The organism is Frankia tisae, from assembly GCF_025403405.1.
Taxonomy (GTDB): Bacteria; Actinomycetota; Actinomycetes; order Frankiales; family Frankiaceae; genus Frankia; species Frankia tisai.
The window spans coordinates 1-18,136 of sequence record NZ_JANEZT010000102.1 but is presented as its reverse complement, the minus strand read 5'-3'; the positions used below and the strand labels follow the sequence as shown (position 1 = coordinate 18,136).

Here is an 18,136-nt window from a genome sequence, read left to right as displayed (position 1 = left end):
CGGTGGAGGCGATCTGCTCCTTGGTCTCGACTTCCTTGGCCTGCTTGGAGAGCTCCTCGGAGACGCGTTCGACCGCGACCTCGATGCCCTTCTTCAGGCCCAGCGGGTTCGCGCCGGCGGCCACGTTACGCAGGCCCTCCCGCACCAGGGCCTGAGCCAGGATCGTCGCGGTCGTGGTGCCGTCACCCGCGACGTCGTTGGTCTTCTTCGCGACTTCCTTGACGAGCTCCGCACCGATCCGTTCGTAGGAGTTCTCCAGCTCGATCTCTCTGGCGATGCTCACACCGTCGTTGGTGATCGTGGGGAGACCGAACTTGTTCGCCAGGACGACGTTGCGACCCTTCGGACCGAGCGTGACCTTGACCGCATCGGCCAACTGGTTCATGCCGCGCTCCAGGCCGCGCCGAGCCTCCTCGTCGAAGGCGATCATCTTTGCCATGCGTGATGGTCCTCTCAGGGGGGCAAGCCTGCGCGGAGAGGTACCAGTCATCGATGGGGTGCCCGGCACCGCGGACGGTGCTCGGCGTTTATGCAGGCACCCGTCGCACCGAGGATTGGCACTCGACCTCGCTGAGTGCCAGCCACTGTATAGCCCGCAGAACCTCCGAAAACGAGGTCACCACCACGTCGGAGCCGCGCCCGCCGGCATCCCACCCTGAAGTGGGGTCCTCGACACCATGACCAGCCAGGCCAACGGCAGCAGTGTGGACCATGCGGGTGTGCCGAGGTCGCGGGTGGTTTCGTGGCCGCCGGCGAAGCGGACGATCGTGCGGGTGGCGCCGCCCGGGGTTGATCGACACGATCGAACGGCGACCTACCAGAGCCGGTGAGGGGACTCGAACCCCTAACCGCTCGATTACAAGTCGCACGCAGACGTGCCGGGCGATGCCGCGTCGTGCCGGGCGGTGCCCCGTTTTCCCAGGTCGCGGCGTTCTCGATGCCGGAGTGTGCCCGCCGGTGCCGCGCCGTACCGGAGCATCCGTGCCCACAATGAGCCCACGTCCATGCCATGCCAGAGGGCCGTGATCGGCTGCGACCTGATCTTCGCGCGCACGCGCGCTCTGGCCGTGCTCGTCGACACACGACACCGCCGGCGGACGCCAGGCACTGCTCGACAGCTACATCGCCGGCCGGCGGCTACGACTCGTGTTCGCCGACGGGAGCTCCACCGGCGGCTTCATCGCTTGGGCCGCCCGGATCCTGCCCCTCACCGTGCAGGTCGTGCGCAAACCCGCCGGGCAGAAAGGCCTCTCCGTCCTGCCACGGCGCTAGGGCGTGGAACGAATCCTGGGATGGATCACCAGCCGCCGGCGGCATGCCCGCGACTACGAACGCCGCCCCGACCATGCCGAATCGTTGATCCGCTGGGCCATGCTTGCCACCATGATCCGCCGCATCGACCGACACACACCCGCCCGCGGACCAAGACCCCGCCCGCCACAGAGAATCTTCTAACCGAAGATCTCAAACGCCTTTTTATAGATGTGGCGGCTCGAAGTCAAAGTCGAGACGCTCGGCGCGCAATTCCGCCTGTACGTCCGGATGGGTCTCGCCAAGGATCCCTCGGTAGCGGCCCATGGTTTCCTTAGACAGTTCCGCGCTCTCGTCCTCCCTACCGATAGTAGCTAGGTCCAGCGCCACGTTGGACGCACAGGATAGGGTGTGTGGATGATCCGGACCAAGCAGGTCCCGGAACTCGGCCAGGGTTCGTTCCCCCATAGCAAGTGCCTCATCCGGGTGCCCAAATACCGCGCGCACCGAGGCCAGGCTCGCCACACAGATCAGCGTGTAGTGATGTCGTTCGCCCAGCCGGGCCTGTAGGCCGGCCAGCGCATCGGTCAGCAGCTTCTCGGCCTCTTCGACTCGGCCGAGCTGCCGATACACCAGAGCGAGATTCAGCGCGCAGCCATGGGCGAAGGGATGGTCGACGCCGAGGACGTTGCGGAATCCTCGAAAGGTCTTTTCGAGCAGTTCGGTCGCCTCATCCATGTCACTGGCCACCCGCTGTGCGTTCCCTAGGCTGACCGCGGCAGCGAGGGTGGCGGGATGTTCGGAACCGAACTGTGGAGCGTTGGTGTATTTCTCGTAGGCCTCATGGGCTATATTCAGCGCACCGTCGAAGTCGCCGGCCTTGCGCCGTGCCACCGACAGATCCTTGGCGGCAAGCAAAATGTGGGGATGGTCGGCGGCCAAGTCGCGGCACCGCGCAAGATCCAGGTAGGAGAGATAAGTTTGCTCAGCAAGCGTCCTGGCTTCTAGGTACCTACCCGCTTGTCGGTAATCGCGGGCGACCGCGATCATCGACTGAAGTGTCCAGACGTCATCCCTAACGGCCAGAGCGCGACGGTCGCTGAGGTTACACTTGTCGGTTTCAAGGGCGCGCCCGTAGGAGCCGATCAGGCTGAGGTCGACGGCCAGGTTGTTGGCTGCCAAGAGGCTAGCCTGATGGGCATCTCCGAAGATCAGCCGATGGCGGCGAAGAGAGTCTTCGTCAAGCTGTCGTGCCTGTTCGAACTCGCCGCGAGCACGCAGGTCCGCGCCATGGCCATTCACAATCAGCAAGGTTTCCTCATGGTCCTCGCCGAGAACTCGGGTGATTGCGTTGAGGGTGGGCCGGCGTAGTTGGTCGGCGTCGTGGTATCGGCCGAGCATCCATAGAATGTCCGCTTTGATACCTTGCAAGACGAGCACGTCGGGGTCATCCGGTCCCGAGTCGGAAATCCAGCAGTCCAGCGCTCGATCCGCTTCAGCTAGGCCGATAGTGAGGTCGCCAGCGTGGTGAAGGTACCGGGTGATGTTCTCGATCAGTCGGCGCGCGGGCGGCTCGCTCGCCCGGTAGACCTGCGAGGGCGCGATGTGCGGCAGCAGCTGGCTGAATTGCGGCCAGTTGGCCATACTTTCAGGTTCCCCGGGGTCTGCTGCGACGAGTAGCCGGTAAACCTCGCCCCGGATACGTTGCTGGTCCTCGGCGGGCATCTGCTCACGGAGGACGGTCTGGAGAAGCCGATGGACCTGCAAAGTCCGAGCATGGTTGTCGATGCGAGCTAGAGCAAAGCGGCCGATTTCCCGAATCGCGCCGCCGACTTTTAGCGGATCTTGGAGCTCCATGGCGAAGTCGGAATCCAGGACGTACTGGCCGCGTTCGAACAGCTCCAGCGCGATCGGTGCCGGTCCCAGAAATGCGCATCGGTAAAGCAAGTCCAGCGCCAACCGAGACTTCTTCGCCAATCGGCTTAGGGAAAGAGTCCAGGCGGCGGCGACTGGCGGGTATCTAGATGGCGGATTCTCCATGAGCAGCCTACCCGCCGACCCCTCAAGTAGGCGAAGGTAGGTCTGTGTGTCTATTCCAGTCTCGAAATGGAGTGCGCCTACCTGCTCAAGGGCCAGAGGCAGATCGCCGAGCGCCTCGGCGAGCCTGTCCACATCTGCCGGGCGGATGCCCGGGGCCCGCTTCTGCAGGAATCGAACGCTCTCCTGCCGCGAAAAAATGTTGACCTCAATGCCGTCCGCGATGCTGAGCCAGCTCCGGTCGCGCGAGGTCACAATCACACTACCTGGGCCGTATGGGATGAGCTCCTCGATCAACTCCGGCGAATCGGCATTATCGAAGATCAGTAGCCACCGCGTATAGGGTTCGCCGCGACGTAGGGCGTCTAGCACTAGGGCGACAGCATCCTCGGTACGGAGAGGCCCATGGTCGATCAGTCCAAGTCGCGGCGCGAGTGATGCCAAGTGGGATCTAATCAAAACGGAACTATCGGCAGAGATCCACCAGATGAGATCATAATCGTTTTGATTGCGGTACACATACTCGATCGCGAGCTGTGTCTTACCAACTCCAGCCATGCCGTGCAGAGCGTGAAGTATTATTGAGGCAGTATCCTGGTCGCCACCAATCATACGTTGACGCAACTCCGTCAGGAGTTCCTCCCGGCCGGCAAAATTCTTACTCCTGCGAGGAACATTACCCCATACGGTCGGGCGCATTGGACTGATTCCAGTTGCAATATTCCTCGACTTCTCCGCAGATTCGGGTTCGATTTCAGAGTCTATTGCCTCGACGTTCGAGGCGTAGTCGATCGGTGCTCCATAAGTCGTCCGCACGGTCTGCTGTGACGCTGGTGGATGTGGCCGTAGATCGGCAGTAGTGGTGTCGTATGCTCGTTGCTGCTGTCCCGGACGAATTGGGAAGTCAGGTTCGACGGTGGGTTTTGTCCGTCCCTGAATCGCTCCGCTTACCGCAGCGAGGAGTCGCCTGGAGGCATCGGGGGCAGGCAGATCGAAAAGATCGACAGACACCACAGTGTCGAGCACCCCGGGACGTTTACACTCCTCGATGCGGATGGGTAGGAGTTTGCGTTCCAGCCCCTCGGGGTCGGCGGCCCGCGCGGCACGCCACTCCTCCCCACCATAAACTGATATTAGGTATCCCTTGGAAAGTATGGCAATGGTACGCGTGGCGCGCTTGATGCCATGCTCCATTTTAAGCCGCCAGTCTGATCCAGGCACAAAGTCCCACGCCTGGATGAGCACCTGATAGCCAGCGGATTCCAACTGCCAGGCGATCCACTCGGCCCACTTCTGATCTGAGGCAGTATACGAGATGAAGAAGTCCCATCCCGGAGTGCTGTCACGGTCCCCCAACATAGCAGTCATTATCCACTACATGTGATATCGAGTCACGGGGGGCGCGACCGACGATACCGGCGGCTTGCTCCGGCGCTGTTGCGTTCGGCGAAGGCGGAGCATGCCAGCGGCCGGGGTGGCTGCCGGTCAGACCTAGGGCGCGTATTTGGTTGTGATCAGGGGGTGGTTCGGGTGAGTTCCCTGATCCAGATCATCGAGGCGCGGAGGTGGAGACCAGCGAGGTAACTACCCGGGGTCTTGTCGTAGCGGGTGGCGATGCCCCGCCAGGCCTTCATCTTGTTGATTAGACGTTCGACGGTGTTCCGTTCCTTGTACAGCTCGGCGTCGTAGCGGACAGGCCGCCCGCCCCTGGCGCCCTTCCTCGTCCGGTTGGCAGCCTGGTCGGCCTTCTCCGGGATGACGGCCTTGATGCCCCGTGCGCGCAGGTGGGCGCGGTTGCCACGCGACGAGTAGGCCTTGTCCCCGGCGACCGCGTCGGGTCGGGTACGGGGACGGCCGACCGGCCCGGGGACCCGTACCTTCGCCAGCACCGCGATGAACTGCGGGCTGTCCGCTGCCTGCCCCACGGTCAGAACGAACGCCAACGGACGGCACCGCCGGTCCGCGGCGAGGTGGACCTTGCTGGTCTGCCCGCCCCTCGACCGTCCCAGCAGAGCAGCGGTCAACCGGACTTTGCGCCGACGCCGGGCGGTGTCCATCAGACGGCGCTGTCGCGGCTCCCCTGCGACGGTGTCGGTCAGGATGGCGAGGACTATCGACCCAGCGGAACGGCGCTGCTAGGTCGCGGACCCAGGGCCCGGTCCGGCGATGGTCATGATGCTCCCGGTCACGGAACGTCTGGCGTACCCGCGTGGCGGGCAGACCGAATGATCGACCCGCCCGACCAGGACCACGCGACGAGCGTCCGGTGACACATCCGCCACCGTCTGCTCATCTCGGCACTCGGCATGAGTGTCGTCTCGGTGCTATGCGAGGCGTAGCCCGGACCTGCCCCGGCCCGGACGGCAGGTCCTCGATGCCCGAACACGTGCTCGGGCATCGACGGATGCTCGGTGCCGCGCCCACATCCGGCACCTCGACCGTCGGCGGCACAAGGTCGGGTATCGTCGAGGCACCAGCCGGTGTGGCGCAATTGGTAGCGCACTCGACTTGTAATCGAGCGGTTAGGGGTTCGAGTCCCCTCACCGGCTCTGGTAAGTCGCCGTTCGATCATGTCGATCGGCCCCGGGTGGTACCACGCCGAACCGTTATGGCTGGTAGCCAAGGCGCAGCAGGCGACCGCCTTGTAGGCACTGGCTTCGGTGGCGGTGCCCGCGTCGCTGAGGCAGTCTGGGCGCTAGTAGTGGCCCTCGGTGACGTGGCGTATGCAGCCTCATGCAGGCGTTGTTTGCTATCCGGCGTCCGAACGCGAGTCGGCGCCACGATGCTCGGCGACGGCGTCGAGCCCAGCCAGCGGGCAGCCGCAGCCTGCGATCGACAGCGACGATCATGTTTGGGAGTACGTCGCTGAGCAGGTGGGCCGAGGCGTCTGTGCGGGCGGCGAGGTTCCATCTGTCGCCCTCCACACACGGCAGCCCCGCCAACAGAAGATCGCGTCGACCGTCATCGAGGTGTCGACGTGGCGGACGTCGCCCGGTGGCCACTCGCCAACGCCTTGCCGCTCTCTTCTTAGGGCCCTTCCACGCCGACGATCGTGCCGAACGGGTCGACGACCTGAGCGATCCGCCGGCCTTCGGCTACGAGAAGCGGACCCCGATGGTGCACGCAGCCAGCCGAAAGCAGCCGCTCGCGGGCCGTGTCCAGATCGGCGACCGACCAGTACACGACGGGTGATCCGCCACGCGGATTGCGATCGTCGTCCGCCTGGTGGAACCCGACCTCGACACCGGCGACGTTCAACCAGGCATAGACCGAATCCCCGTCGACATCGAGATGGACCTCGGCGCCGAGCAGGCCGGCCCACCAGCGCGCGGACTTCTCCGGATCGTCGGCGAACGTCATGACGGTGGTGACAGGTCCGAACACAGCCACGCCTCTCCCGGCAACGGTGATCTGAGGAGGCCACACAGCCGTCACCGAACCTCCAGGCGATCACAAGTCGAGCCCGTGCAGCGACGTTAGCCCGGTCGCTTCCGCGAAGTTCCCGAGGGCTGCGACCAGGTCCCGATCGGCCCAGTTCGCCCCTGCCCGGCGAAGGTGACGGACGTACCGGGCCCGCACCCACGGCCCTGGATGGGCATGCCCTGTCTGGGCGGCGAGGTAGGCGAGGGTCACCACGTCCGGCAGGCCGGTCACGTCCGGGCGGAGAGTCTCGACGTCGACCAGCGCGAGGCGCCCGTCCGGGTGGCGGCGGACATGGTCGGCGGCCAGGTCGAGATTTCCCAACGGGACGTGCGCTGGCCCGTGAGCGGCCGCGACGAGGAGCAGCATCCGCCGCCACGCCTTCGGGTCGTCCACCCATGGCGGATCGCTGGCGAGCGCGGCGGCAGTCCGCCACCGGGCCATCGCCTCGCGGACGGTGGGATTCCATCGCGCGGACGCGGTGTGCACGCGCACCACCGCGCCGATCAGGTCGTCGAACAGATCCGGGTCGGCCAGGTCCGCCGCGTCGGGCAGGTAGCCGACGAGCAGGGTCCGGGATTCGTCGCAGCTACCTTGCAGCGCCGGTACTACCTGCTCGGCGGCCAGGAGGTCGTAGGCGAGCCGTTCCCCGAGGTAGGCGGCCTCATCCGCATGCCACTTGAAGATCGCGTGCGGGGGGTTGCCGACGGCGAACGTCGCGGACCGATACCGCGCGGTCAGACAGCGCACCGGGCCGACCACGTCAGGATGGTGGAGTGCGAGCAGCGTCCTGGCCTGCTCCGTCGCGGTCGCCGGGTCCGTGCCGAGCGGTTGGGCGAGCCACCCGTCCGGCCGGGCCCGAGCCGCGCCGGCCAGCGGGCCCGCGGCGACCGCGCTCACGGCATGCTCGGTATCTGCGTCTCGTCGAGACGGGCCAGGCTCTCGGCGTAGCAGCGCGCGGCCAGGTCGGGCCGCTGGTGTTCCCCGTAGACGGCAAACAGGGCGTACACCGGGGAGTCGAGACGTTCGCCGACGTGCCACCCCTGGTAGGAGCCGCCGACGATGTCCCAGATCTGAATCCGTCCGGCGAGCAGCGCGACAAGATCCTGATAGTAGATCTCGATCCCGAACGGGTAGGTGGCCATGGCCTCGTCCCGGCCCGTCGCCGGGACGGCCACGAACGTCGGGCCGGTGATGTCCCAGGCGAACGTCGCGACCTCGTCGGGACGGTCCGGCGGGTCGAGCAGGCGCAGTACCAGCCGCCGGCCGTCGAGCGGGCCGTTCAGATAGTCGTGCAGTCCGACCGCGAGCGCGCCGGTCCGGGTCGCGATCAGCTCCCGGGCGAGCCGCGTCAGCTCGGCGGCCACGAGCGGTTCCGCAGCCGGCCGGTCCTCGAAGCCGACCGGCGGCCTGACCGGTGCCGGCTCGACCGGCCGCGGTCCGGCGACGAAGGCGTCGAGCGCATCGACACCCGCGCGCTCGGCAGCGAGGTCAATGGTGACCCAGTCGGCGGCGGTGTCCGCGACGATGGGGCCCTGGTCGGGGATGACGAGCTGGTCGCCGGGCCGGGGGCCATGGACCCGGAACAGGTGCTGCAGCGCGTTCGCATGCTCGGCGAGCGCACGATGATCGGCGTAGAGGAACGGTCCGTGCGGCGAGCGGGGGGCGGTGAAGCCGTTTCCGCACAGCGCGACGTCGGGCACGCCGTCGAGCGGCTCCAGGTAGTCGATCAGAAGGGTGTGCAGGGCCTGGATACCGGTGGTGCGGCTCCGGGGCCGGTCGAGCCCGGGAAGCAGGTTGACGTCGGCGCCGAGCGCGCCGTACGGCACGGACTGGGTGTTGTTGGACACGACCACCAGACCCGGGATCGGCATCCCTCCCAGGCGGATCTGTTCCAAATACAGGTCGGAGATGTCAGCGTCGACGCCGATGAACACGTCCCGGTCACAACCGGCCCGGCGGATCACCGGCTGCACGACCCGGCTCTCCCAGAACAGGGTGCGCGCACCAGCCGGGAACAGGAACACCTCCAGATCGCCGACGGCGACCGGCGTCGCGTGGTCGTGCCGGTGCACGCTGAACCCCAGCGTGGCCAGCGCGTCGACCACCGCGGCGGGCAGGGTGTGTCCGGTGTGGATCGGCACCGACCGGTCCAGCAGCGAAAGCGACGCGAAGTGCAGATGGTCCAGATGCTCGTGGGTGAGGACGACCGCGTCCGGGGCGGGCATCGCCCGATGGTCGACGGTGCGCGGCGGCCAGATCGGGAAATCGACCGCGCCCGCGCCGAACGTGGAGGTCAGGATCGGGTCGACGAGCACGACCGCGTCACCGGACCGGACGTGCCAACTCTGATGACCGATGAACGTCAGTTCGACAGCGGAACGCATCAAGGCTCCTCTACAGGGATGGGAAGGCGGGGGCCGCACCGGCAGATCGCGGCCCCCGCCCGGAGCAGTCGTCTACCGGTGGTAGGCGACCAGAGCGGTGCTGGTCACGCCGGTCCCGGCGAACGCGGCGACCCGCCGCTGGAACGCCTGGACGGCCGCCACGGTCGGCGTGATCGGCGCGGCCGGCGCCGCGGTGGCCGGCTTCGTGCTGGTACTCATGTGCACGCTCCTCGGGAACGTCACCCGGAACGGCCCACTGCCGCCCCATGGGATTGCCTCATCAGGAAAGCCTTCAACGCGCCGCAGGAACAGCCCGAAACGTTTCTCGTGGTATCTCGCGTATTGCTTCGTATTCCGCGAACCGGCATCCTTGACGGGCACACCGGGCAGAAGAGGGGAAGGACAGATGCCGCGACCCCGCACCACGCCTGTACAGAACGCTGCGTTAGCGTTGCTTATCGACCAGACGGGCCATACCTACAACGCCATCGCCGCCACCATCAACCGCGTCAGCCGCGAGAACGGCTCCCAGACGCAGTGCTCGGCCGCATCGCTGGCACGCTGGCTCAACGGCTCGACCCCACTGCCGGGCATCATCCCCGCAGTGACCGAAGCGTTCGCCAGACTCCTGGACAAGCCGAGCATCACCCCGGCAGACCTAGGCTGGCCCCCAGGTCATACAGCCCGCGGAACGCGACCCGACGACCCCTGGGGCGGTGACCCCGTCGCATGGGTCACCCGCCTGGGACGGACAGACATGCTCGATCGGCGCACCACAATCACCGCCGGCCTCTACTCCCTGGCCGCAGCGACCCTCCCCCCAACAACCGCAACCCGCCTCGCCCTCCAGACCCGAACTACCGCCCGGGTCGGCCCGGCCGACGTCGCCCGCATCCGAGCGATGGCACAGGTCTTCGGCGACGTCGACGACCTCTACGGCGGCGGCCACGCCCGCTCGGCAGTCGCGGCCTACCTGGTCCACGACGTCGCACCACTCCTGCAGGTCGCCGCCGGCCAGATCCGCCCCGACCTCTTCGCCGCCGCCGCCGAAGTCACCTACCTCGCCGGCTGGATGGCCGCAGACGATCTACAACCCGGTCTCGCGCAGCGGTACTACATCCAGGCCGTCCGACTCGCCACCGAAGCCGACGCACCCCTGATGCGCGCCACCGCCCTACGCTCCCTGGCCTCACAAGCCGTCGAACTCGGCCACCCGTCCCACGGACTCGCCCTCGCCGACGCCTCCGCCGACGCACTACGCGGCGGCGTACCCACCCGCACACGCGCATGGGTGACCGGGATGCGCGCCGAAGCCCTGGCCGCCACCGGCCACGACCCGCGCCGCGCGATCCGCCTGCTGACCAGCACCGAAACCGACCTCGAACACGCAGACAGCCCACCCGCCACCGAGTGGACCGGGAACTACCGGCGAGAAGGCTACGAACACCAAGCGGGCCTGACCTTGCTGAACCTCGGCGACCTACCCGGCGCGGAGACACACCTCGCCGCATCAGTCGCCGCCCGGAAACCGGCGGAGCGACGCACCCGCGCGCTCGTGGGAACCCGGCTCGCGACGGTCCAACTCCAGCGGCATCAACCCGAAGCCGCCGCGGCGACACTGCTGGGCCTGGCCGAAGACCTGGCGGCGGTGAAGTCCGAGCGCCTGCGCCGCACGCTCGGCCAGATCCGCAACCGCTGGCAGACGGCTCGCACGGACCCGACGGTGGCCCGAGCGGACCGGTTGTTGTCGTCGATCCACGCCGGGACGGCCGACGTACACGTGTAGACGATCGTGACCGATGCCGGCCTGGTGGTGCTGTTCGGCCGTCCGCCGGGTCCCCGGCGGCCGACATCGGGACCGGGTGGTCTTCGTCGTCCGAATCGTGGTCGGACGTGACAGTAGCCTGATCATATGGCTAGGCCGAGTTCGACAGCGGCCCTCGCGGGGCCGATTGGGGGCGCCAGCGACGACGGGGGGGTTGAGTACCGCCGGGCGGTCGCAGCGTATGCGGTCGCGCATGCGCTGGCGGGAGAGCCTCTCCCAGGATTTGGGTTCGAGCTTGCTCAGGCGCGTGTGTCCGCCGTTGCGGTCGAGACGGACGAGTACGTTGATGACGTCAGAGTGACGCTCCGCGATGATCGTGTAGCGCAGGTTCAGGCGAAGCGCACACTGGGCTTGGATAAGAATTTTCGCTCGGCCGTGGCGCAATGGAGCGCGGCAGCACGGGCGGGACTTGACCCGGGCTGCGACCGGCTGGTGCTTGTCACGGGTAAGGCCAGCGGCCCTGTGATGTCGCTCGCGAAGGCGCTCGAGCGGTGCAAGACGGACCAGCCCGGCGCGTTCACCCAGAAAGAGAGTGACAATCTGACTAAACTCGACGCGCTGCTCTCGGATCTTTCCGAAGAGCAACGCACGCGAGTGCATCGCTGCGCTGTAATCATGATTCTCGACGTGGAAGATGAGCATTCGCAGGGAGCCAGCCACGCCCGACATCTCCTTGGACACGTGGTCGGCGGCGGGGATACGGCAAGACGCGCATGGCGTGACCTGGTTCACAAATCTGGTCGAGTAGCTCGTCTGCGAGGTGGTTTCACCGTCGAGGGTTGGGTGCGGCTGCTGCAAGAGGACGGCAATCACATTACTGGCTCCGGTACTCCGGCAGCAGAGGTCGCCCGGCGGGCTGCCGCGATCGACCGATACCGGGATGACCTTAAGTCGCGGGGCACCGTGGTAGAGCTGCGGTCCCTCGGGGCTGCTCTCCCTCGTATTCCCCTGCACGAACTCGACGCGTCGGTGGACTCCGTCCCGGAGGGCGCGGATCGCCGTGATAGGGAGCCTTTGGCCTGGTCACTGTTGCGAAGGTCTCGGGTGCTGCTGACCGGTCTGCCGGGTGGGGGAAAGAGCGTTGCCGTTGCGGCCGCAGCGGCGGTGCTTGTCGATGTTGCCGGTGCGCCGCTGCCACTGGTGGTATCGCTGCGCGACGTGGATGCCCGGTGCCGATCTCAGGGCTTCGCGGACCGGATGTTGGATACCGCGGTGAAGGACGTGCCTGCGGGTGATCGGCTTTTCGTCCGTGAGACCCTCGAGCAAGGTTTGACGTCTGGTGCGACAGCTGTTCTTCTTGACTCCCTCGACGAGACACATGATCGCCGGGATGCGGTTGTCACGGAGATAGAGGGCCTATGTGGTCATTTGCATCCCGATGTACCGATACTTTTGGCTACACGAGACGTTGCTTATGCCCAGGCGTCCACGCTCGGCTGGGACGACGTTCGGCTGATCGAGCCGCGGGAACCAGAACGGGCTGTCCGCGCTATCCTCAACGCAGCCGCGGCTGCTCGTAGTATCGATCCGGCAGGTTCGTGGGTGGAGCATCGGATCGAGTGGGTCGGGAACGTCCTCCAACACGATCGCGCCGTGCGGGAGACACCGCTGATGCCAGTCCTGCTTGCGTTGCTCGCAGCAGGTCGCGGTGACGGTAAGCTCCCGACAGCCCGCGCCCAGATCCTTTATGGAATCGTCGAAGCGGCGGTGCACCGTCGCGAGGCACAACGTGGCCCTGGCCTTCGTCTCGGACCGCTCGGAGATCCCCATGCGGCGAACGCGATGCTCGCCGCATTTGCCGTTGAAGCCAGAGTCCTTGGAGATGGTGGTGGCCATGCATCGCTCACCACAGTCCACGACGCGATCACTGTCAACTTGGTCCGCGACTGGGAGCTTCGCAGAGGGATAGCCGCCTCCGTGGCAAGCTCCATTGTCCACTTCTGGGACGAGATCGGAATCTTCGTCATTCACGGTTCCGAAGAAATAGTTGCGCCGCGGATCGAACTTTTCCTCGATATCGGTGAAGCAATTGGCGCTAAAATGCTGCCGCCGAGTGAAGCGGCAGCATGGGTCGACGCGCGCATCCGTGACCGGCGCTATGAACCTTTGATTCTCGGCGCAGCGCTAAGCGCTACCTTAGGTGAGAGGCTGATTACGACGGCATGCGAAACCGGCAGTCAGGACCTGCTCATCGCAGCAGCCACTGCAATACATCAGCAGGCTCCTGTATCCGGTGAGGATCGGGAGCGACTTCTCTTCGCGATGGCCGAGCATGCTGCAAGACCTGACTTACAGGGCTGGGAGACCTTCGTCGCGATGATTGACGTGATTGGCGGGGAAAGCTCGATACTCGACCTGGAAAAAGTGTTAAAAAATTATGGGCGCAATTATCAGGCGATAGCCCGTGCGGCTCTTTCGCTTGCACGGCCAAGCGGTACAGTGGCCGATCAGGTTATTCTCTTGGACGCTCTTCGTGTTCGGGGGGTTCTGGGGCCACGAAAGCCGCGAGGGGTTCTCCCGATGGCGCGCTTTCGTGTACATCCCCGAGATGCCTTTCACGAGAAAATCATCGAACAGGCCGCACGTAGGCTTCTCGGTCGGGTCGAGGAAGCAACAGGACTCGTCCTAGACCTCCTTGCAGAGGTCAGCGTCGACTTGAATCGAAAGCTAATCGACGCGCTTCAGCGCGCAGGACTGAACGACGTTTCCGACGCTGTCCTCACCGAACAGTCAAACATGATGAATCGTGCCCTATCCAGCCTCTCGAATTACGAGAGAAATATTCCAGAAATATTCCTGAGCCATCTCGCTAAAGATGGTGGAGCAATCCTGACGGCTGCGCATGCATCGAAACTCGACGAGCTCGCAGACCTGTATCAGACCCTGGGGCTCGACATGCTGAGCGCGTGGCCGAAGCTCGGAGAGCGCTCTTCCTGGCTTGCGCTTGTTGATGTAATTTGCGAACTTGGTGGATTTGATCAAGATCGGCTCGCGGCGGAGGCGCGTATCGCGCAGGAACGGGTGGACCAATCTGGAGAAGTCGCATTCAGCGCACTGAACATCAAATCCAACTATCGGGACTTGGACCACTGGTCGCAGATCGGCGACCCTGAGGCTGCCGTGAGCATCTTGACCGATTCCCTGTTCAAAGGCTGGGAGACTGCCCGCGTGGCGGCCGCAGCTCTCGCAGAAGCCCCTCCAGAGCTTGCGATCCCATCGCTCGAGAGTGCCCTGGTGCGACTGCAGTCCAGCCGTCAGTATCAGGCGCTCGTCGCGCATTCCTTGGCGCACCAAAAGGATTACGAACCGCTGGCGGAGTGGGCGATCTCAGAAAACGCCACGCTGCGGCTTGTGGCTGCCGAAGCGCTCCCGGCCGCCATCGATGAGCAGCTAGACCCGCTGCTGCATACTCTGGCTAGAGACCAGGACCGCTACGTTGCTACTGCGGCCTTGCATAGAATAGCAGAAACGCGCATTTCGGCGGCGGCGGAGTATTTGAAGGAGATTGCCGAATCTCTTTCGTGGGATTGGATCTGCGCGGATTGTGGCGAGGTCAATGATACTGCAAGAGGCGGATGTAGAAAATGTCGCTATGCGCCGCCCGATCCGACTGAGGTCGCAGGAGAGCTGCTCGCCAAGGTGTTCGGCGACTATTCTTTTAGCGGAAAAAGTCTGGATGATAACAGGTAGTGGGTAGACCCCGGCCCGGGATGCGAGAGGATCCTCGCCTCGGCCGCCCCTACGTGAACCCCGTAGTCGCCCAGCCTCGGGCGTCCGATGCGCCGAGAGGGCACAGGCGTCGGACCACTCGCTCATCCCACCTGAATCTTGACACCTGTCCGATCGGCAAGAAGTGTTCGCTGTAACTGTCCGTCACCGTTGTCCGTGCGTTCGATTGTCGAAAGCCCCTTGCCCTCGCGGCGGGCCTAAGGATCACCCTGGGGTGGAGCCCTCGCAGTGGTCGGCTGTACGCGGCCCACTCCAGGCATCGCCTAGAGGGCTGCTTGTGAACGATTGATCGACAGAGTCGTGCGGAATGAGCCCATAATGAGCCCATATTCGATCTTGGCGGCGACGTAGACGATCTTTGCAGCCGTAAACCCGCAGGTCAAGACGGGTATGCCTGGAGTCGACAAGGAGAGGGGAAGCCCTACCCACTCGATTACAACTCGAGTGCGCTACCAGTTGCGCCACACCGGCTGGTGCCTCGTCGATACCCGACCCTGTGTCGCCGCCGGTCGAGGCGCCGGATGTGGGCGCGGCACAGAGCGTCCCTCCATGCCCGAACACGCGTCCGGGTATGGAGGGCCCGCCGACCGGCCGGGGCAGGTTCGGGCTCTGCTTCGCAGAGCACCGATCACAGATGCGCGCCGCCGGTGGCGTCGAGGACCTGCCCGGTGATCCACCGGGCCTCGTCCGAGGCGACGAAGGACACCACGTCGGCGATGTCGGCCGGCTGACCTACCCGGTTGAAGGCGGAAAACGAGCTCCACTGCGTGAGCTGCTCCGGATCGTTGCGCAGCCATGCGGCGTTGCTGTCGACGTCGACGATCCCGGGCGACACGGAGTTCACGGTGATCCCGCGCGGACCCAGCTCCTTCGCCAGGGTGAAAGTCAGCGTGTTCAACGCTCCCTTGCTCATCGCATACGTGACTATCGGCGGCGAGGCGATGCGGGTCGCTCCCGAGGCAATGTTGATGATCCTCCCCTCGTCCCGCAGCCGCCCTAGGGCTCCCCGGATGACGAAGAACGGCGCTCGGACGTTGACGGCGAAGACGCGGTCGAACTCCTCGACGCCGGTGCCGCTCAGGTCGGGGGAAGAGGAGATGCCCGCGTTGTTGACGAGGACGTCCACGCCAGGCTCGCCGTGCAGCTCGGCGATACCGGCGTCGAAGCCCGCCCACAGGGTGTCGGCGGCGTCGGGGTCCGCCAGTTCGGCACGGAGTGCGAAGGCTCGACCACCGGCGTCGACGATCCGGGTGACGGTTTCCTTCGCGGCGGTCTCGTCTCGGCCGTAGTGCACTGCGACCAGCGCGCCCTCCTGTGCGAGACGCAGGGCGATCGCCTTGCCGATCCCGCGGCTCGCGCCCGTGACCAGCGCAATCTTGCCTGTCAGCCTGCCATCGATGCCTGCCATCCGCGTTTCTCCTCGCCCACTCTAGATCTTTATCGATCACTAAAAATCTCTGGATGGCACCGTAGCAGGCGTCGGTGACGTCCTGGCAGCGGATCGTGAGTCGATATGTCTGCGTCACGTGACGGCGGCACGTGTGACCCTGCCGCCGTCACGCGTCCGTGCCGGGGTCCCGGGTGCGTGCTGTGGAGTGATGGGGTCCGAGACGCTGGAGCGTTGGATACTTTAGGGAACGCTATAGAATGGTGTGGTGGCTGCAGCCGACTCGATGCCCCGTCCTGGCCGACCACGCGGGTTCGACCGCGCGAAGGCGCTCGAGGTCGCGATGTTCGAGTTCTGGCGTCGCGGGTTCGACGGCGTCTCGGTGTCCGAGCTGACAACGCGGATGGGTATCGCTGCGCCGAGCCTGTACGCCGCCTTCGGCGACAAGCGCGCGTTGTTCCGGGAGGCGCTCGACGCCTACCTGGACAGCTTCGGCGGGTTCTTCGAGGAGGCGCTGGTGGCGGAGCCGACGGTTCGTCGTGGGGTCCGCCGCGCCCTGCGATCCGCGGCGGTCGAGTACACCCGACCCGGGCGCCCGCGCGGCTGCCTCGTGCTAAGCGCGGCCGTGGCCTGCGCGGCGAGCTCGGCTGACGTCGAGGCACTGTTGCGGGACCGCCGCGAGGCGAATCTGGCCGCTCTGCGCGAGCGGATCGCGGCGGATATGGCCGCCGGGGTACTCGCCCCCACCATCGGCGCCGACACGCTTGCCCGCTATACCGGGGCGGTGCTGCAGGGCCTGTCCCAGCAGGCGCGCGACGGCGCCAGCGCCGAAGAACTGCTCGGGGTGGTCGAGGCGGCGATGACGTCGTGGCCCCTGAGCGGTCCACGCCCGCCTGACCCTGCCTGAACCTGGCCCGCCCGCTTGGAGGCCTGTGGGGTGCCAGAACCCGGCCACCGGCGTTGACCTGGCGCTTTACGCGGCTTGTTCGTGCTTGTTGAGCAAACCGCCGAGGACGGGTCGGCGGTTGATCCGTTCCTTGGTCAGGTCTGCGACAGGGTGGTCGGGACCGGCGGTCAAACACGCCCGAATCTCGGGGAAAACCCAGTCGACGATGGCGGGATTGCGATCTCTCGTTCCATATCGCCGCTCCAACAGCATGATGAGCAGGACATCAGATGACGGTGAGCGACGCCGTCGGCACGGCAATGGGGCAGACTCGATGTGACGAGGTTGATCCGGGCGAGGTTGGTCCGGTAGTGCCACCGCGGTACTACGCGTCCTTTGGCCCGGGAGCGTCCAGGAGTTGGGGTGTACCGGTCCCAGAAGGGCTGGCCGCCGGCGGACAGAGCGGGTCTTTTCCGTCTTCAGCTTCGGGTCGGGCTTGCTTGATGGCCGTGGGACCGAAAAGGTTCGTGGAACTCGGCGGGGCTGTCCGGCCGGCGTTTCGTCCTGAAGGGGGAGAAACGTGTCCACGGCGGTTCTGAAGGTGACGAGCGAGGCCGGCCAGGTGATCGTTTCCGTGGGGCGGCCGCGGTTCATCATCGGCCGGGCGCGCAACGCGGACCATGTGATCGCGGACAGTCGGGTCTCCCGGCAGCATCTGATGATCGAGGAGACGGACCACGGTTGGGCCGTGCGGGACGTCAGCTCCAACGGCACCTGGCTCGACGGCAGCCGGATGCTGAACATGGTCGAGGTCGGCGGCGAGACGCGGTTCCGGCTGGGCACACCGACCGGCCCCGAGGTCATCGTCCTCGCCGAGCTTCCCGCGCAGCGGTCCTCGTCCGGCGACCCCGCTGGCGGGGGCGCGGACATGCAGACCATGCTGCCCAACCAGACCGGCTACACCCCGCCGCGCACGTCGAACCAGGCTGAGAGCGGCGGCCGTACCCGGCTGGATCGCGAGCACGAGCGCGGCGCCACCTACCCGCTGCGCCCGGGGACGATGACGATCGGTCGCGCCCGTGACAATGACATCGTCATCACCGACCTGCTTGCCTCGCGCCACCACGCCTCGCTGCTCGTCCGCGGCCCGCACGTCGACCTCGTCGATCTGGACTCCGCGAACGGCACGTTCCTCGACGGCCGCCGTATCCAGC

11 protein-coding genes, 2 tRNA genes and 1 pseudogene are annotated in these 18,136 nt (G+C 65.9%); 5 read left to right on the top strand and 9 right to left on the bottom strand.

Features of this window, described 5'->3' with window-relative positions:
• The 3 genes and pseudogenes from NBZ85_RS12385 to NBZ85_RS12375 all read right to left on the bottom strand — a co-directional run.
• The coding region (locus NBZ85_RS12385) for a TCP-1/cpn60 chaperonin family protein (protein ID WP_308205174.1) at window positions 1-439 on the bottom strand (439 nt) is incomplete at its 3' end.
• Window positions 440-1,476: 1,037 nt separating this feature from the next.
• Window positions 1,477-4,644 (bottom strand): FxSxx-COOH system tetratricopeptide repeat protein, encoded by a 3,168-nt coding sequence (fxsT, locus tag NBZ85_RS12380; protein WP_261561969.1) that lies wholly within the window; start codon window positions 4,642-4,644, stop codon window positions 1,477-1,479.
• A 158-nt stretch (window positions 4,645-4,802) separates the two neighbouring features.
• Window positions 4,803-5,333: pseudogene (locus NBZ85_RS12375) on the bottom strand (IS5 family transposase); the annotation flags it as partial.
• Between the two features lie 431 nt (window positions 5,334-5,764).
• Between NBZ85_RS12375 and NBZ85_RS12370 the strand changes: the two are divergent.
• Window positions 5,765-5,837 (top strand) — tRNA-Thr (locus NBZ85_RS12370).
• A 478-nt stretch (window positions 5,838-6,315) separates the two neighbouring features.
• Here the strand turns inward: NBZ85_RS12370 and NBZ85_RS12365 are convergent.
• From NBZ85_RS12365 to NBZ85_RS12350, 4 genes are all read right to left on the bottom strand, one after another.
• Window positions 6,316-6,678: a VOC family protein gene (locus NBZ85_RS12365; RefSeq protein WP_261561968.1), complete on the bottom strand. Its 363-nt coding sequence runs from the start codon at window positions 6,676-6,678 to the stop codon at window positions 6,316-6,318.
• Between the two features lie 60 nt (window positions 6,679-6,738).
• A complete protein-coding gene (locus NBZ85_RS12360) occupies window positions 6,739-7,608 on the bottom strand; it encodes a hypothetical protein (RefSeq protein WP_261557102.1) in 870 nt (289 codons plus the stop codon).
• A complete protein-coding gene (locus NBZ85_RS12355) occupies window positions 7,605-9,095 on the bottom strand; it encodes an MBL fold metallo-hydrolase (protein ID WP_261561967.1) in 1,491 nt (496 codons plus the stop codon). The genes NBZ85_RS12360 and NBZ85_RS12355 overlap by 4 nt, the downstream gene beginning before the upstream one ends.
• A gap of 72 nt (window positions 9,096-9,167) precedes the next feature.
• Window positions 9,168-9,314, bottom strand: coding sequence for a hypothetical protein (locus NBZ85_RS12350; RefSeq protein ID WP_261557098.1), 147 nt, complete (start codon window positions 9,312-9,314; stop codon window positions 9,168-9,170).
• Window positions 9,315-9,546: 232 nt separating this feature from the next.
• Here NBZ85_RS12350 and NBZ85_RS12345 point away from each other — a divergent pair, with 232 nt between their 5' ends.
• Window positions 9,547-10,881 (top strand): NsdA family TPR-like regulatory protein, encoded by a 1,335-nt coding sequence (locus tag NBZ85_RS12345; RefSeq protein ID WP_261561966.1) that lies wholly within the window; start codon window positions 9,547-9,549, stop codon window positions 10,879-10,881.
• 336 nt (window positions 10,882-11,217) lie between these two features.
• Window positions 11,218-14,610 (top strand): hypothetical protein, encoded by a 3,393-nt coding sequence (locus tag NBZ85_RS12340; protein ID WP_261561965.1) that lies wholly within the window; start codon window positions 11,218-11,220, stop codon window positions 14,608-14,610.
• Window positions 14,611-15,044: 434 nt separating this feature from the next.
• On the opposite strand, the gene NBZ85_RS12335 is transcribed toward NBZ85_RS12340, so the two are convergent.
• Together NBZ85_RS12335 and NBZ85_RS12330 are read right to left on the bottom strand one after the other, a co-directional pair.
• Window positions 15,045-15,120, bottom strand: a tRNA-Thr gene (locus NBZ85_RS12335).
• 157 nt (window positions 15,121-15,277) lie between these two features.
• Window positions 15,278-16,057 carry an SDR family oxidoreductase gene (locus tag NBZ85_RS12330; protein ID WP_261557091.1) on the bottom strand — a complete coding sequence of 260 codons (780 nt, stop codon included), beginning with the start codon at window positions 16,055-16,057 and terminating at the stop codon, window positions 15,278-15,280.
• A gap of 247 nt (window positions 16,058-16,304) precedes the next feature.
• Here NBZ85_RS12330 and NBZ85_RS12325 point away from each other — a divergent pair, with 247 nt between their 5' ends.
• Window positions 16,305-16,943: a TetR/AcrR family transcriptional regulator gene (locus NBZ85_RS12325; protein WP_261557089.1), complete on the top strand. Its 639-nt coding sequence runs from the start codon at window positions 16,305-16,307 to the stop codon at window positions 16,941-16,943.
• 559 nt (window positions 16,944-17,502) lie between these two features.
• On the top strand, window positions 17,503-18,136 hold a 634-nt coding region (locus NBZ85_RS12320; RefSeq protein WP_261561964.1), incomplete at its 3' end, for an FHA domain-containing protein.

Excerpts from the sequence above, each read along its gene's own strand:
- NBZ85_RS12355 (WP_261561967.1), bottom strand. The coding sequence starts at position 9,095 with ATGCGTTCCGCTGTCGAACTGACGTTCATCGGTCATCAGAGTTGGCAC.
- NBZ85_RS12350 (WP_261557098.1), bottom strand. The coding sequence starts at position 9,314 with ATGAGTACCAGCACGAAGCCGGCCACCGCGGCGCCGGCCGCGCCGATC.
- NBZ85_RS12330 (WP_261557091.1), bottom strand. The coding sequence starts at position 16,057 with ATGGCAGGCATCGATGGCAGGCTGACAGGCAAGATTGCGCTGGTCACG.